Source organism: Streptomyces solitudinis, from assembly GCF_036323765.1.
In the GTDB taxonomy this organism is placed as follows: domain Bacteria; phylum Actinomycetota; class Actinomycetes; order Streptomycetales; family Streptomycetaceae; genus Streptomyces.
The window spans coordinates 77021-90965 of record NZ_JAZDCW010000007.1 but is presented as its reverse complement, the minus strand read 5'-3'; the positions used below and the strand labels follow the sequence as shown (position 1 = coordinate 90965).

At 70.2% G+C, this 13945-nt stretch carries 10 protein-coding genes and 2 pseudogenes; 5 read left to right on the top strand and 7 right to left on the bottom strand.

All coding sequences use genetic code 11. The features are described from left to right. Positions 1-46: 46 nt before the first annotated feature. The 5 genes and pseudogenes from V1J52_RS19025 to V1J52_RS19005 all read right to left on the bottom strand — a co-directional run bounded on the left by V1J52_RS19025 (position 47) and on the right by V1J52_RS19005 (position 5177). Positions 47-1327, bottom strand: coding sequence for a TIGR02679 family protein (locus tag V1J52_RS19025; RefSeq protein WP_330141086.1), 1281 nt, complete (start codon positions 1325-1327; stop codon positions 47-49). Further along, positions 1324-3225 (bottom strand): TIGR02680 family protein, encoded by a 1902-nt coding sequence (locus tag V1J52_RS19020; RefSeq protein WP_330141085.1) that lies wholly within the window; start codon positions 3223-3225, stop codon positions 1324-1326. Before V1J52_RS19020 ends, V1J52_RS19025 begins: the two co-directional genes overlap by 4 nt. Next, positions 3129-3368 (bottom strand): annotated as a pseudogene (locus V1J52_RS19015) (hypothetical protein); the annotation flags it as partial. The pseudogene V1J52_RS19015 and the gene V1J52_RS19020, both read right to left, overlap by 97 nt. 25 nt (positions 3369-3393) lie before the next feature. Then, a pseudogene (locus tag V1J52_RS19010) lies at positions 3394-4104 on the bottom strand (creatininase family protein). A gap of 17 nt (positions 4105-4121) precedes the next feature. Continuing rightward, positions 4122-5177: an NsdA family TPR-like regulatory protein gene (locus V1J52_RS19005; protein WP_330141084.1), complete on the bottom strand. Its 1056-nt coding sequence runs from the start codon at positions 5175-5177 to the stop codon at positions 4122-4124. Between the two features lie 1415 nt (positions 5178-6592). On the opposite strand from V1J52_RS19005, the gene V1J52_RS19000 reads away from it, so the two are divergent. Further along, positions 6593-7252, top strand: coding sequence for an HAD family hydrolase (locus V1J52_RS19000; RefSeq protein WP_093657415.1), 660 nt, complete (start codon positions 6593-6595; stop codon positions 7250-7252). Here the strand turns inward: V1J52_RS19000 and V1J52_RS18995 are convergent. After that, positions 7233-8507, bottom strand: a complete 1275-nt coding sequence (locus V1J52_RS18995; protein WP_330141083.1) for an NsdA family TPR-like regulatory protein — start codon at positions 8505-8507, stop codon at positions 7233-7235. The genes V1J52_RS19000 and V1J52_RS18995 overlap by 20 nt on opposite strands. Before the next feature lie 362 nt (positions 8508-8869). Between V1J52_RS18995 and V1J52_RS18990 the strand changes: the two genes are divergently transcribed. Genes V1J52_RS18990 through V1J52_RS18975 form a run of 4 tightly spaced genes read left to right on the top strand, consistent with a single transcriptional unit; the run spans position 8870 to position 12246 of the window. Beyond that, the gene (locus tag V1J52_RS18990) at positions 8870-9229 is read left to right on the top strand and encodes a hypothetical protein (protein ID WP_330141082.1); all 360 of its coding nucleotides are present in this window, start codon (positions 8870-8872) and stop codon (positions 9227-9229) included. A gap of 20 nt (positions 9230-9249) precedes the next feature. Beyond that, positions 9250-10536 carry a radical SAM protein gene (locus V1J52_RS18985; protein ID WP_330141081.1) on the top strand — a complete coding sequence of 429 codons (1287 nt, stop codon included), beginning with the start codon at positions 9250-9252 and terminating at the stop codon, positions 10534-10536. After that, the gene (locus tag V1J52_RS18980; protein ID WP_330141080.1) at positions 10533-11438 is read left to right on the top strand and encodes a radical SAM protein; all 906 of its coding nucleotides are present in this window, start codon (positions 10533-10535) and stop codon (positions 11436-11438) included. The genes V1J52_RS18985 and V1J52_RS18980 overlap by 4 nt, the downstream gene beginning before the upstream one ends. A gap of 37 nt (positions 11439-11475) precedes the next feature. Beyond that, on the top strand, positions 11476-12246 hold the full coding sequence (locus tag V1J52_RS18975) for a hypothetical protein (RefSeq protein ID WP_330141079.1): 771 nt from the start codon (positions 11476-11478) through the stop codon (positions 12244-12246). Between the two features lie 57 nt (positions 12247-12303). On the opposite strand, the gene aspS is transcribed toward V1J52_RS18975, so the two are convergent. Next, entirely contained in the window at positions 12304-13614 is a 1311-nt protein-coding gene (gene aspS, locus V1J52_RS18970) for an aspartate--tRNA(Asn) ligase (protein ID WP_330141077.1), read from the bottom strand. Between the last annotated feature and the right edge of the window lie 331 nt (positions 13615-13945).

Genomic DNA, 13945 nt, shown 5'->3' with positions numbered 1-13945 from the left:
GCTTCCGGAGCCCCGGGCTCGCACCCTGAGCATCTGCTGTGCGCCTTCAGGCGTTCCTACCTCCGGCCGACAGGTCGTCCACCAGAAGGTCGAGGGTGGCCTCCTCGTGGAGCGCGACGCCGAGGGCGGTCATGGCGGGGGCGAGACCTGGATCCCAGGTCGCGTTGACGGGCTGGCCGTCGAGCGGCAGCTGAGGGATTCCCTCAGTCTGGCTGTGAGCGGCCAGGTGCTCGTAGTCCTCGGCGCCCATGCGCCATGGCAGGGCCTTGTAGCGGCGGATGATCCGGTTCGCCAGAGCGATGCCCGGCCAGTCGAAATCCCCGTGATACGCGAAACGGCAGTCGGTGGCGGCGAGGGCGTCGAGGAGTGTGAGGACCACCGTGGTGGCGCTGCCGGAAGTGCACACCAGGGGGCGGACGCAGGCCGCGTCGGCCGCAGCCTCCACCACGCGCGGATTCTCACAGACGTGGATCGCTGTTCCGGCGGGCAGCTGCAGCCGCAGGCCGTGCAGATCGCGCAGTGTGAGGTGGGTTTCGGCGTGATGGGCGGCCCGCTCCCGCAGGGCCTGCTCCCGCCAGCCCCCGCCGACGGGGCGCAGCCCGTAGGTCAGCACTGTGCTGGAGACCTCGTCCGGTGTGACGGACACCAGCCGCCACAGTGCGCGCCGGCCGGCCGCTTCGCCGGGGAACTCGGTGCCATGGGCGAGGGCGATGCCGCGCTGGACGAGACGTGCGAGCCAGGTGCCGTCGTCCAGGCCGTGCGCGGAGCCGGTCGTCATGGCGGCGAGTTCTCCTCGGCCTCGGGCGCCGCCCTGCTCCGGGCCGAGCAGGACGGTCAGGACTTGGACCGCCTGCTGAAGCGTTCGTACTGCCGTTTCGGGCGGCACTCCTCTTGGAACGCCGGTACGGCGCAGCAGGCCGTACCACTGCTGGGTCCAGTCCTGGTCTGCGAGTGGAGAAGCGTCCAGTGCCGAGGTGAGCGACGACCAAATGTGCTCGCGCCGTGCCGTGATACCCGCGCGGACGGCCCGGCGGTCGGTGAGCGGCGGGCCGATTTCTTCCAGGACCCCCCTGAGCCCGAGTCCGGCGGCCGAGGCGCGCAGTCGGGCGTCGAGCGTGTCGAGGTGCACGGTCACGGCGGCACTTGTGAGGGGTTTGCCCAACAGGAGGGACAGGTCGTTGCGCTCCCGGGGGGTCACCGAGGTCAGCCGGAGGGAGCCGGTGGCCTGTAGGCCGTTGCCTTCCAGGCGCTTGCGTACCGACTCCCAGAGCCGGATGAGCCCGGGACCGGCCAGCCAGTCCCGTGTCGCGGCGGGCAGCTTGCTCATACGGACACCAGACGCCGATGCCGACCGTTCCATGTGTAGTGCAGGGTGGCCACCCCGCGCGCATGGGGATCACGGAGGCACTCGTAGATGTGCAGGGACGGCACCTCCGGCCAGTTGCCCATGAGCCGTTCACTGGTGAGGACGAAGTCGAGGTCGAGGTCGACGAGAATCCGTCCCAGTCGCCCATGGGTGGGTTCGTCGACCTTGGCGAAGGCGTCGTCGAGCAGGATCAGGCGCGGCGCGTGTGGCGCCGACTCGGCGAGACTGGTGAAGTGGGCGGCGGCCGCGGCGAAGAGCACGAGGTAGGAGAGCACTCGCTGCTCACCCTGGCTGAGTCCGGTGCGGCCGGTGAGCTTGCGCCTGCGCCCCGGGGCGGCGTCCTCGACCACGAAGGTGTGGAAGCGGAACCAGTCGCGGTAGTCCAGCGCGGTCCGCAGATGGGCGGCGTAACCGGCCGACGGATCGGCCCGTCGGGCGTCCTCGATCCGGCGTTGCAGTACCTCGAGGAGCTGTTCGGTCTGCTCGCGTGTGCGCAGACTCGACGGGCTGCGCAGCAGCTCGACGGCGGCCCTCACGTCCGCATCCACGTCCTCGTCCAGCTTCCACAGCAGTTCCACACCGAGACCGTGGGAGGTGCGTACGGTCCGTAGGGTGCCGTTGAGAGCCACGACCAGATTCGCCGCGGTGACGACCTGGGCCGAGAGATGGTCGCCGAGCTCGCCGGTCAGGAACCGCTGGAACACCTCGCGTTCGCGCTCGGTGAGTCGCCCCCGGGCCTCGGCGGCCTGGACGGCGATCCGCTCGCCCACGGCCGCGACATCGTGGGAACCGTGGTCGTCGATCAGACGGCACACCTTGATCCCGTCGCGTTCCTCCATCTGTGCGTCGAACCCGCCGGCCAGTTGGTCGCGCAGGTCGGTGTGCCGGTTGAGCAGAGTGCTGTCCGACACCTCGCCTTTCGGGCGGCCGAGGGCCTGTTCTACCGCGTCGGCCAGATCCTGTAGCGCGCGTAGACGGCTGCGGACGTCCGAGCCGGGATCGTCCGCCACGTCCTCGGGCAGCGCGGACCGGTCCAGTCCGGCGCCGCGCACCACCTCCGGTCGGCCGAGTGCGCCGCGCAGGATGCTGCCGGTGTCGATGACCGCCGCTTCCTGGTCGGCCAGATCACCACGCAGGCGCTTCTCCTCCTCTTCCGCACGCACACGCAGGTCGTGGAGTTCGTCGCGAGTTCGTCGTGCCGCTGGGACGGCCTGGACAGCGTGTGCGATGCGTTGTCTGGTCTCCTGGTCGCGGGTGAGGATCTCGTCTTCGGTCGCCCCGATGGCCTCCTCGCGGGTGTGCAGGTCCTGTTGTGCGGTACGCAGTCCGGTGAGGCGGAGCCGGTAGTTCTCCTCCGTGGCCAAGCGGTCGTTAAGGGCGCGTTCGTACCGCTCGGCATCGGCGTGATGGGCGCCGAGTCGCTCGCCCGTGCTGCCGACTGCCCTGTGCAGATGTCCGATGCCGGTGAGTAGGGCAGCCAGCGCGGTGCGTACGCGTTCCAGCTCGGCGGGGTCGCTGGGCAGGTCATGGGCGGTGGCGGTGGCATCCGCCTCGGCGCGCGCCGCTACGGCGAGAGCACGTGCTTCCTCGGCCGAACGGGCCGCGCGGGTCGCCTTGGCGGTCAGATCGTGCAGCGCCCTCTCGTCCGAGTGGGTTCTGCTCCAGGCGTTGGCGAGACCTCGTACCCGGGGGAAGTCCTGCTCCGCGCGCCTGAGGGCCCGGCGCCGGGTATCGGCCTCGGCGAGTTCGTGACGGGCGTCGGTTAGCCGCTGCCGCGTCTGCGTGAGCCGCTCCTCCAGTTCGGCGAGGATGCACCGGCCCAGACGGCGTCGAAGCTCTGAGCGTAGTTGTCGAACCACTCGGAGGCGTCGACTCTTTGGAGGTGGAGCAGGGGGTTGGCGCTGGCCGACTGGCCCCAGATGTGCGGGTTGACCAGCAGGTGGTCGTCGTAGCGGAACATCGACGTGTAGAGCGTGGTGCCGTACAGCCGCATCTCGTGCCCGTGGGGTGGTGGGTTCGCCGCTCGGTCAGTGTTCGCCCAGGGCGGCGAGGTGGTCGGCGAAGCTCTTTGTGAGGCTGCCGAGGAGGACTCTGCCCTTCTCAGCCGTGGCGTGAGAGGGATAGCCGATGACGCCTGACGCGGTGTACTCGGTCATGCCCAGGGTGAGCAGGAAGCGGCGTTCGCCGCCGTCGTGGTCGGCCTTCTCGTAGCCGGGACGCACCAGCTCGGGGGCGGCGTGCAGCAGGATGGAGGTCTCGTACTCCCCCGCGTGCATGTCGCCGTGCTTGTCCGAGACGAGGCCGGCGTCGTCTCGGGCGCGGTCCACGTCGCCGCTCAGGGGGAAGAGGCTCATTCGCGGCCCGTCGACGTTCGCCTCCTGGACGATGTTCGACAGGACGTAGTTGCCTCCGTGGCCGTTGACGATGACCAGCTTCCGGATGCCGGATCGGCCCAGGGAGGCTCTGATGTCGTCGATCACCGCGTAGAGGGTCCTGGCGCTGATGCTGACCGTGCCCGGCCAGGAGCCGTGCTCGTGGCTGCACCCCATCGTGATGGGCGGCAGCAGATGGACCGGGTAGGCGTCCGCGATGCACCGTCCGTAGATGGCCGCGATGGCGGTGTCGGTGATCAGGGGGAGATAGGGCCCGTGCTGCTCGAAGGAGCCGACCGGGAGCACGGCGACTCGGGGCCGCTGCTCCTAGACGTCGGTGCTCGTGGCTGTCGGCAGCAGGTTCACGGGGCTCCTCCGGCTCGCTAGAGGCCGGCGCCGTCCATCCTGTCCAGCGCCGCGTTGAGTTCTGAAATCTCCACCAGCTTCCGCCATGGTGCAAGGCGCTGCTGCAGGCGGGACAGCTCGGCTCGTATGCGTGCCGATCCCGTCCGCTCCGCTATGTCCAGGGCTTGCCGTGCTGCTTCGTAAGCGCCTTCCACGTCCTCTAGGGCGGCGTTCGCTGTGGCGAGACGGGCGAGGCACAGTCCTCGGTCCCGCTCCTGGACGGCGGGCCAGTGGCTCAGGCTCTTGTGGAAGGTCGGCACGGCCTCGTCCGGCTGGCCGAGGTGTAGGGCGCAGTCGGCCCCTTCCATCTCGATGTACGCCGGCGAGCAGTATCCGGCCAGGGGGTCGGAATCGTCTCCCTCGTCGGTTGCCGCCATGGCGTGTTCGACGGCGCGAGCGGTCTCGTTCCGCTCCCCGAGGCGTGCCTTGCTGGTGGCGAGCTGCCGTAGGACGACCGCGTGCACGCGTGGAGAGAGGCTGGTGGCATGCCGTAGTGCGGCGGTGGCGAGACCTGCACCGTGCCCGGCGTGGCCGGCCTCGGTGGCGATGTTGCCGCGCCGCTGGAGGACGTACGCGATGAGCATCGGATCGCCCAGTTCCTGTGCGTAGTCCATCGCCGTCCTGGTCCACCGCACGGCCTCGTCCGTGCGGCCGGTGTCCTGGTACAGCCATCCGAGGAACTCGGCGTACCGAGCGCCGACCCGCAGCACGTCCGCGCGCAGCAGACCGTGGGACTCCTGGCACATCTGCTCGATCAGGGGCATCTGGCTCCGCACCGGCGCGACCAGGAACCGAGGGCCCACCAGCGGTTCGGCTTGGGCATGCTGCCGAAGGACGGACGCCAGGTAGCCGAGCATCTCCGTGCTGACCGGGGCGGGCAGCTTGCTCCGCAGCGAAGGCGCGGACAATGGGTCCCGTGGCCCTGTCTCCTCCACGTGGGAGGGGAAGCCGAGCTCGGCGTCGGTCGCCTGGTACGCCTCGCGGAACAGCAGCCGATGATCACGCCTGACCGGTCGCCGTCCGTTCTCGTACATCTAGACCAGAGTCTTCAGACTGGCACGTGTCGGCGACTCCACCCCGAGCCGCTCCGCCGCAGCCGTGAGCGCGTCGATCAGGTCCGCCTGAGTCCACCCACGTGCGTGTCTGGCTTCCTGCAGCTTCGTCCTGGCCTTCATCGCACCCTCGCAGCCCGTGGTTGCCCGGTCACCGCATGATGATGGCAAGACCGCTTCGCGTGTGGGGAGTTAACGGTTAACGAGGGCGTCCGTTAACCATGTCCACTGCGAAACGGCCCCCGTCAGGGCTTACTTGCCGTCGTGCGAGGCGGCCAGGGACTCGGATCTTGTGCAGCCTCACCGCGCAGCCCAAGGAACTCGGGGCCGGGAGGCGATGTGACGCCATCCCTCAGCCGAGCGCCTCGGGTCGGTGGCGGCATCCGGAGAACCCGCGATGCGCCACTTCAGAGCACCGTCCGGGGTGATGCCGTATGCCTCCCATCGCCGCCGGGCGGTCCAGGTGGCCCGTCCCTCTCCCACGTGCGGGACGGGCCACCACCTACGGCCGAGGATCGCTGGAGGTCCGATGACGAACAGCGGCACGCACCACCGGGTACCCACCACGCCGACCACCGGCCGACGCGGCACGGGAGCCGACGCGTCCGATCCAGCTCCGCTGCCCGACTGGCTGACCACCGGGGCGCTCGTCCTGGACACCCGCACCGGGCGGAGGGGCGAGGTGCAGGACTGGCCCTACCCCGCCTCGGCCACCGCCCACCCGGGCGTGGCTGCGCCCGGTGGGCGGTGGCCGGGAGTGGACGCCACGCATCGCCGACCTCCGTCCCGTCGAGGCCGGGGAGCGGCCGTGAAGCCGCTCGCGCTGTGGGAGCGGTTCGCGTGGGCGGCCGGGACGTGCTTCCGCTGCGACCGCACCGGCACGGAGGTCGCACCGATCGGCACGATCAGCGCACGCGGCATCGACGTCGAGATCCGGGCATGCCGGGCGTGCGTGTTCCACCTGGAGCAGCTGCACTGGAGCCTGGTGATGCGACAGCAGGACGGTGGGCGGCATTCCGCCGCCGGAGGGCCCGGGCCCGATCCCGTGCAGTCTCCCGAGACCGGGGCCGGACCGGCCGCCGGCATGCCGCGTGTGGGGCCTCGCCACCCCCACGACCGCGGTCCGGCGCCTCCCTCTCCCCAACGGGTGCTGCGGTGGCCGGGCACCGGTTACCGGCCCGTGGGCCGACATCGGCGGGCGTAGCGGCCAAAGCCCTTCCGCGTCTCGGCGGTTGCTCCAACCTTGGCTCCGCGGAGCGTCGGCGGCTGTGCGAGGCCCCCACACCGACGGCGACTCCGTACACAAGCACCCTGCCTGCCGAAAGGATCACGCCCGGCCCGATCACAGTCCGAAAGGGCTGCTTCGTCGCCGCGCCGGACCGTCTACCCTGCGGTGCATGATTCGTGCGGTGGTGTTCGATGTCGGCGAGTGCCTTGTTGACGAGACCCGGGAGTACGGGACGTGGGCTGACTGGCTGGGGGTGCCGCGGCACACCTTCGCGGCGATGTTCGGGGCGGTCATCGCGCAGGGGAGGGACTACCGGGAGACGTTCCAGGAGTTCCGGCCCGGTTTCGACCTGACCGAGGAGCGGGAGAAGCGCGCGGCCGCCGGGCAGCCGGAGTGGTTCGGTGAAGGCGACCTGTACCCGGACGTACGCCCCACGCTGGCGGCTCTGCGCGAGGCCGGACTGTGGGTGGGCATTGCGGGGAACCAGACCGTCAGGGCCGGCGGCCTGCTGCGGGGGCTGGACCTTCCGGCCGACATGATCGCCACCAGTGACGACTGGGGTGCCTCCAAGCCGGACGTGAAGTTCTTCGAGCACGTCATCGAGGCCACGCCCGCCGCACCGGGCGAGATCCTGTACGTCGGTGACCGACTCGACAACGACATCCGCCCGGCCGTGCAGGCGGGCCTGCTGACGGCCCTGATCCGGCGTGGCCCCTGGGGCACGATCCAGCAGCGCGATCCGGACGCGGACGCGATCACGACGATGCGCATCGACTCGCTCGCGGAGCTGCCGGAGAAGATCGCCAAGTTCAACGCTGAAGCGCGCTGACCGTCGTACCCCAGTCGTAGAGGCGGTCGTCGAGGTCCCGCACGCACTGCTCGTCCTGCCAGGGGGCGAGCGTGCGGCGGACCTCGCGGACGCGGTCCATGCCGGTCGCGTACCAGGTGACCGCCAACTGGTCGAGGGCCTGGATGGCGTAGCCGCACGCCTCCCGCGGCCTTCCGTCGGCGGCTTCGACCGCGGCGAGGTCACCGAGGACGACGGTGCGCTGCTTGTCCGACTCGGGCGGCAGGGCGTCGAGCACCTCGTGGAGCGTCTTGCGCGCCTGCGGTATGTGGCCGGCCTTCAACTGCGTGTTCCCTTTGAACGCGGACAGGCGGACAGGACTGAACCAGTCCAGCCACTCGGGAGTGGCGTGCTCGCCTCCCGCGGCAAGGATGTCCTCGGCACGACGGATCAACCGCAGCGCCGCGTGGGGGTCTCCGCAACGGGTCTCGCACTCCGCTTCGACGGCGTCCAGCCATGCCCAGAGCTCGGCGGACGCCTCTCCGCGGCGGGCGTAGGTACGGGCGGCCAGCATGCGCTCCATCGCTGCCTCCCGGTCGTCCGCCCAGCCCGGGATGAAGGCCATGTGCGCGAGGATGGCTGCTCCGAGCAGGGGATCGTTCGCTTCGCCTGCCGCCTGCAGAGCCAGGAGGAGGGTCTCTGAGGCCCGCTCCGGCTGCCGCAGGTCGAAGAACTCGATACGGCCGGCCAGCAGGTAGGACTCCGCCAGGGAGGCGGCGAGGGCCCGGCGGGCCGGGTTCGCCGTTTCCGGGAGAAGGGCGCAGCCGAGACGGGCGTGCTCCAGGACCGCCGGGTGCAGTACGGCAGGCGCCACGGACCAGTAGAAGTGCCGGTGTGAGCGTGTGACGGCCGCGAAGTCCCCGCCGATGGTCGCCGGTTGTGTCGCGGCTTCGGTTCGAGCGGGCACGGCGGCCAGACGTGTTCCGGACAGGGGCGCGCGCGGGGTGTTGTCGACCGCTGTGCCGGGCCGGGACCGCGAGTTTCCCCAGGGAGGGACGAATCCGAGGTCCTCCATGCTCTGCCCCAGGAGGTGGGTCAGGACTCGGTGCACGTCGGGCTGCGGCCAGGGCGGTGTGGCCGACTCCCAGCGCCGGACCTGACGGACGCCGACAGCCAGACCTCTAATGCCGAGCTTCCGCGCCGCCTCGGTGATGGCGTCGGCCAGGGCCTGCTGGGAGTTGTATCCGACAGCCAGGCGAGCGGCCTTGAGCCTGGTGTTGCCTGCGGGACGGGACATGGATTACCTCCGGGGCGAGCTCCTGCCAGAGAGTGACGGGTAGTGCCGCTGCGGCGGCGGAAAATCGTCCACCGAGCGCCGACTAAGTCCTCTGCAAGCCCTGCTGATGACCTGTCAGAGTCCTCGAACAGGACTTCGCGAGACAGCATGATGTCACCTCGTCGCTGCGAAGTCAGGTCCCGTCACGCGGCACCGCGCACCACAGCGGGACCGGCGAAGAAAGCCGGCGTCATCGACCCCGGACGCCGCAGGACCGCCAGGTGCCGTTCCGCCCACACTCCCCGGGCGGGGTGGCACCCAGCGGGCTCCGGTGGGCGCAAGGGGATGTTCCAGCACCATCCGGCGCAGAGAGAGGAACAGCCGTGCCTCAGGCCAGACGAGAGAAGAAGGACCACCTCATCTACGCGGACGTCGTGGACTCCAAGTCCAAGGCGGGCGTGTGGATGGGTGAGCGTGCCTCCTTCCAGGAGAAGCAGAACCGCATCATCGAGGCGCTCAAGGAGCAGACCGACTGGGTCGAGCTGAAGAACGCGATCATGGTCATCGGCACTGAACCGGCCGGCATCACGGTCATCGCGCCGAACCCGACGCTGCCCGGCGTGATCGTCCTCGCCGACGGCGGCTCCCCGGCCACCTCCGCGAAGCTCCAGGCCGCCGCCGAGGAGAGGGTCCGCGAGGTCATGGGCGAGCTCGGGATCGCCGAAGAGGAAACGGCGGCCTGACCACCATGGCCGTCCCTCGGATGCTGTGGGGGAAGTACTTCCGGTACGAGCGGGCCGGGGAAGCGGTTCTCCTCGACCCGGTCGGGTTGGACAGTGTGTTCATCGACTCCGGCGAGGTCCACGACCTCGCCGGGGTCCCCCCGACCGCGACCCACGAAGCCCTTGCCGGGCTCGGCTTCACACCCGGCGGTCCCGCGGCCGACCGGCGCGAAGCACTCCACGACCGTCTCCGACACCTCGGCCTGGACGCTGTCCCCCGCCGCATCAGCGGCCTGCGCGTGGTCCTCACCGACCGCTGCAACATGGCCTGTACCTACTGCTTCGTCGACACGAACACCGGCGAGCCGGACATGACGGAGGACGAGCTCTCGGACGGGCTGGAGTTCCTGTTCGAGCAGAACGCCGGGCAGGAGGAGGTGTCCGTCCAGTGGTTCGGCGGCGAGCCGACCATCCGCTTCGACCTGATGCGGTACGGCGACCGGCTCGCCGACACCCTCGCCGACCGCTACGGCGTGGCCAGGGTGCGGCGCACGGTCGTCACCAACGGCGCCCGTCTGACCGACGAGGTCCTCGACCACCTCGTCGCGTACGAGTACGGGGTCGGCATCTCCATCGACGGCCCTCCGGGCATCAACTCCGCGAACCGCCTCCTGCTCGGCGGGCGGCCCGCGGACGACCGGATCCTCCGCAACGTCGCCCGGCTCATCGAGGCCGAGGGGCTTCACGTGGGCTGCAACCTCACCCCGACGGCCGCGAACATCGGACGCCTCGCCGAGACAGTCCGGTGGATCGTCGACGACCTCGGGCTGAAGTTCGTCTACGTCAACACACCCATCCCGACGGTGGGCCGCTGGCAGGTCAAAGGCGACGATCTGGCCAAGGAGCTGTACGAGGCGCGCCTGGCCGCGCTGGGACGGGGCGGGATGCTGTTCTCCGTCCTGGACCGCGCCTTCCAGGCCCTCGACACCCGCCGGCCGATGCTGTTCGACCACATGCAGGGCGACCGCAGTCTGAACGCCGCCCTCCTACCAGGCAGCCGGGTCAGCCTGTGCGACATCAACTTCACCGAGCCGTCGTTCCTGCACACGCTCGACGAGCTGCGGGCCGACCCCGGCCTCCTGGCCGGCGTAGCGAAGGAAGTCGCACCGGTACCCGAGTGCGGTGACTGCCCGGCGCTCGCCGTCTGCGGCGGCCCGTCCCGCAACGAGCAGGCCCTCGTCGGAGGCGACACCCCGGATCCCGAGATGTGCGCCTTCTACACGAGCACCGTGGAGATCGCCGTGTGGGACGACACGGGGGTGCAATGAGCACCCACGTCCGTACGGCGCTGATCTCCACGGCCGGGCACTGCAAGGTGGCCTGCGGGTTCTGCTTCCGGGCCGACCGCGCCCACGGCTTCCTGGATACCGCGACCTACACCCGCACCCTGTCGCGGCTGAGGGAGGCGGGCGTGGAAGGGGTGTGCCTGAGCGGTGGGGAGCCGACCCACCACCCGCGGCTCCGGCAGCTGGTACGGCTGGCCCACCAGTTCGGCATGGCGGTGTCGGTGGTGACCTCGGCCCGCACCGCGGCCGAGGTCACCGTCCTCTCCCGGGTGGCGCGTCTGCTGGCCAACGTGACCGTCTCCGCCGACTCGCAGGGCGCGATGGCGCTGGGACGCACCACACGTACCGCGGCCTCGGGGATCGACACGCTGCGCGCCCTCGGCACCGGGACGAAGATCCTGCACGTCACCTGCTGGGATCTGGACGACGAGGAGTGCCGGGAGCTGGTCGGCCTCGTCTCCGGGGCCGGGGTGGAGGTCCAGTTCAGTCCCGTCGTCCTCGACGAGCGCACTCTGCGCCGTGAGGGCGGATCGGTCCAGGACTACCTGGTACGGCAGCAGCTCGACGCCGAGCTGCTGGGCCGCCACTTCGACCTGTCCGACCGCTACCGGGCCTACCTCGGTGAACTGCGTGAACTGCAACTCCCCGCAGGCGGGGGCGAACGGTGGCAGTGCCGCTCGGCGACCGCGTACGTCTCCGCCGACGGCCGCATCCGGCGCTGCCCCTACGGCCAGGCGTCGGTCAGCGCCCACGCTCCCCGGGCCGCGATCGGACAGTTCCTGACCACTCCGGCGCAGGACCGGGTGACCCCGGACTGCGCCGCCATCTGCCGCCGCCCCTCCGCCGCGCCCGACGACCGCAGCGCGTCGTGCACGGCGGCGTGAGGGCGACCCGACGCATCCCGACTCCATGGACCGCTCTATGGCGATCACGACACCCGACGACTTTCCCCGCCGCTGGCGGCAACCGCCGAACTTCCCGCTGGAGGTGCCCTTCGACCACACCTTCCTGCCCGCCGTCGACATCCTCGACCACATCCGCAGGGACGAGGAGGTCCGGTTCACGGTCCTCGGGGACGACGACTGGCAGGTGCGCATGGACCGCACCGCCGCCTTCTGCACCGCGCCGATCGAGGAGATCGCCACCTGGACGTTCCGGCTGGTGCACTTCAACCTCAGCCGCTTCTACGACGACCTCCTGGACGGCTTCCAGGAGGAGGTGATGATCCCCTGGCGCACGCACCTGTCCGCCCGGGGATTCACCTGGCAGCGTCTGGCGCCCATCCTGTTCCTGTCCACCGAGGGCGCGTCCTCGACCTACCACAACGACAACTCGCACGGCCTGGTCTGGCAGGTGCACGGCACCAAGACCTTCCACAGCCACCTCGACCCCGACAAGCACCTGACGGCCGACGCGGCGGTCATCGGCGAGACCACCGGCGAGGACCCGCCCGCACACGATCCGGACGACCGCCAGTCCGTCACCATGCGGCCCGGCGACCAGCTGTGGAGCCATGCGCTGACGCCCCACTGGGTCACCACCGAGTCGGCGCTCGCCATGAGCATCACCCTCTCCCACGGCAGTCTGTGCCACCGGGGCCGCTTCTCCGAGCGGGAGCGGGCACTGCGGGCCTACTGGGACAAGAACCCGGGTGAGGCGTGGACGCATGACCTGCGCAACGTCCGCTACTGAGAGCGCGCCCCCGGCACGGGCGAGGGCCCCGTGCCGGAGGGCGCGGTGTGCGGCCGGTTACGGCGTGAGCCGGTTCGGTCCGCGGAAGAGGAAGGTAGCCTCGCGGATCGAGTCCAGGCCGAGCATGACCATCAGCACTCGACCGAGGCCCATGCCGAGCCCGCCGTGCGGCGGGCACCCGTACCGGAACGCGTTCAGGTAGTCCCGCAACGGCTCGGGGCTCATGCCCTTCTCAGCGGCCTGCTCCAGCAGCACGTCGTACCGGTGCTCACGCTGCGCTCCGGTGGTGACCTCCAGCCCCTTCCACAGCAGGTCGAAGCTCAAGGTCACGCTCGGGTCGTCGGCGGGCCGCATGTGGTAGAAGGGCCGGATGCCCACCGGGTAGTGCGTGATGAACACGAACTCGTGCCCAGTGGCCTCCTTGATGTGAGCCGAGATGCTCCGCTCGCCTTCCGGGTCCAGGTCCTCCTTGACCCCCTCCGGGTCCCAGCCGCCCTTGCGGAGGATCTCGTGGGCCTCGGCCATGGTGATGCGGGGGAAGGGGGTCGTGGGGACGGTGACCTCGACGCCGAGGTGCTCGGCGATCGCCTCACCGTGCGCGTCGGCGACCCTGGCGATCGCGTGCGCGAGCATCCGCTCCTCGAACGCCATCACGTCCTCGACGCCGTCGATCCAGGCCAGCTCCACGTCGACGCCGGTGAACTCGGTCGCGTGCCGGGAGGTGAACGACGGCTCCGCTCGGAAGACCGGCCCGATCTCGAAGACCTTGTCGATCCCGGCCGCGATGGCCATCTGCTTGTAGAACTGCGGCGACTGCGCCAGATAGGCGCTGCGGCCGAAGTAGCCGAGCTTGAAGACCTCCGCGCCGGACTCCGAGGCGGTACCCATGAGCTTGGGGGTGTGCATCTCGGTGGCGCCCTGCTCGTAGGCGTACTCGCGCATCCCCTGTTCCAGGGTGGTCTGCACGGCGAACAGCACCTGGGTGGCGGGCCGGCGGCGCACGTCCAGGAAGCGCCAGTCCAGGCGTTGCTCCAGGCCGGTGTGCTCGTCGATCGGAAGCGGTGCGGCGGCCGGGTTCAGAACTTCGACCTCTTCCGGGACGATCTCCAGGCCGCCGAGCTTGACCTGGGCGGCGTCGACGACACGGCCGGTGACACGGACGGCGGACTCGGGGGTGAGGGCTTCGAGCCGGGCCTCCAGCGGCCCGCCGTCGCGCTTGTGGGTCACCTGCACCATGCCGGTGTTGTCCCGCACGATGACGAACTGCATCTTGCGCTGCAGGCGGAGCGTGTTCACCCACCCGCAGACGGAAACGGTACGGCCGACGTGTTCTCGCAGGTCGGAGACGTGTACGCGGCTGTGGATCATTGCGGTCCTCCGAAGGACGTCGTCATGATCCCTTGGGAGTGCGGGCGAGAAGGGCAACTCGCGGTGCCACCGCACTTTCGCCGCCACCTGGTGGCGGCCTCGTTCGGGCCCGGTGACGGGGGCCGGCCGGCGGGGCATTGGACCTCCGGGCGAGGTCGTTCCTCCCCGCGCTCGGGAGGGTCTTCACCGCGGGGCGCGAGGCCGCCTTCCCAGCTCCCGGCGGCTCTCTCTGCTCGCGTGATCCTGCGGCTACTCGTCTCCTTCAACGCGTTGTCCAGCAGGATACGGACCCCAAGAACATCGCCGCAATCAAGAACGTACGTGTCAACGG

Excerpts from the sequence above, each read along its gene's own strand:
- V1J52_RS19025 (WP_330141086.1), bottom strand. The coding sequence starts at position 1,327 with ATGAGCAAGCTGCCCGCCGCGACACGGGACTGGCTGGCCGGTCCCGGG.
- V1J52_RS19005 (WP_330141084.1), bottom strand. The coding sequence starts at position 5,177 with ATGTACGAGAACGGACGGCGACCGGTCAGGCGTGATCATCGGCTGCTG.
- V1J52_RS19000 (WP_093657415.1), top strand. The coding sequence starts at position 6,593 with ATGATTCGTGCGGTGGTGTTCGATGTCGGCGAGTGCCTTGTTGACGAG.
- V1J52_RS18995 (WP_330141083.1), bottom strand. The coding sequence starts at position 8,507 with ATGTCCCGTCCCGCAGGCAACACCAGGCTCAAGGCCGCTCGCCTGGCT.
- V1J52_RS18985 (WP_330141081.1), top strand. The coding sequence starts at position 9,250 with ATGCTGTGGGGGAAGTACTTCCGGTACGAGCGGGCCGGGGAAGCGGTT.
- V1J52_RS18980 (WP_330141080.1), top strand. The coding sequence starts at position 10,533 with ATGAGCACCCACGTCCGTACGGCGCTGATCTCCACGGCCGGGCACTGC.
- V1J52_RS18975 (WP_330141079.1), top strand. The coding sequence starts at position 11,476 with ATGGCGATCACGACACCCGACGACTTTCCCCGCCGCTGGCGGCAACCG.
- aspS (WP_330141077.1), bottom strand. The coding sequence starts at position 13,614 with ATGATCCACAGCCGCGTACACGTCTCCGACCTGCGAGAACACGTCGGC.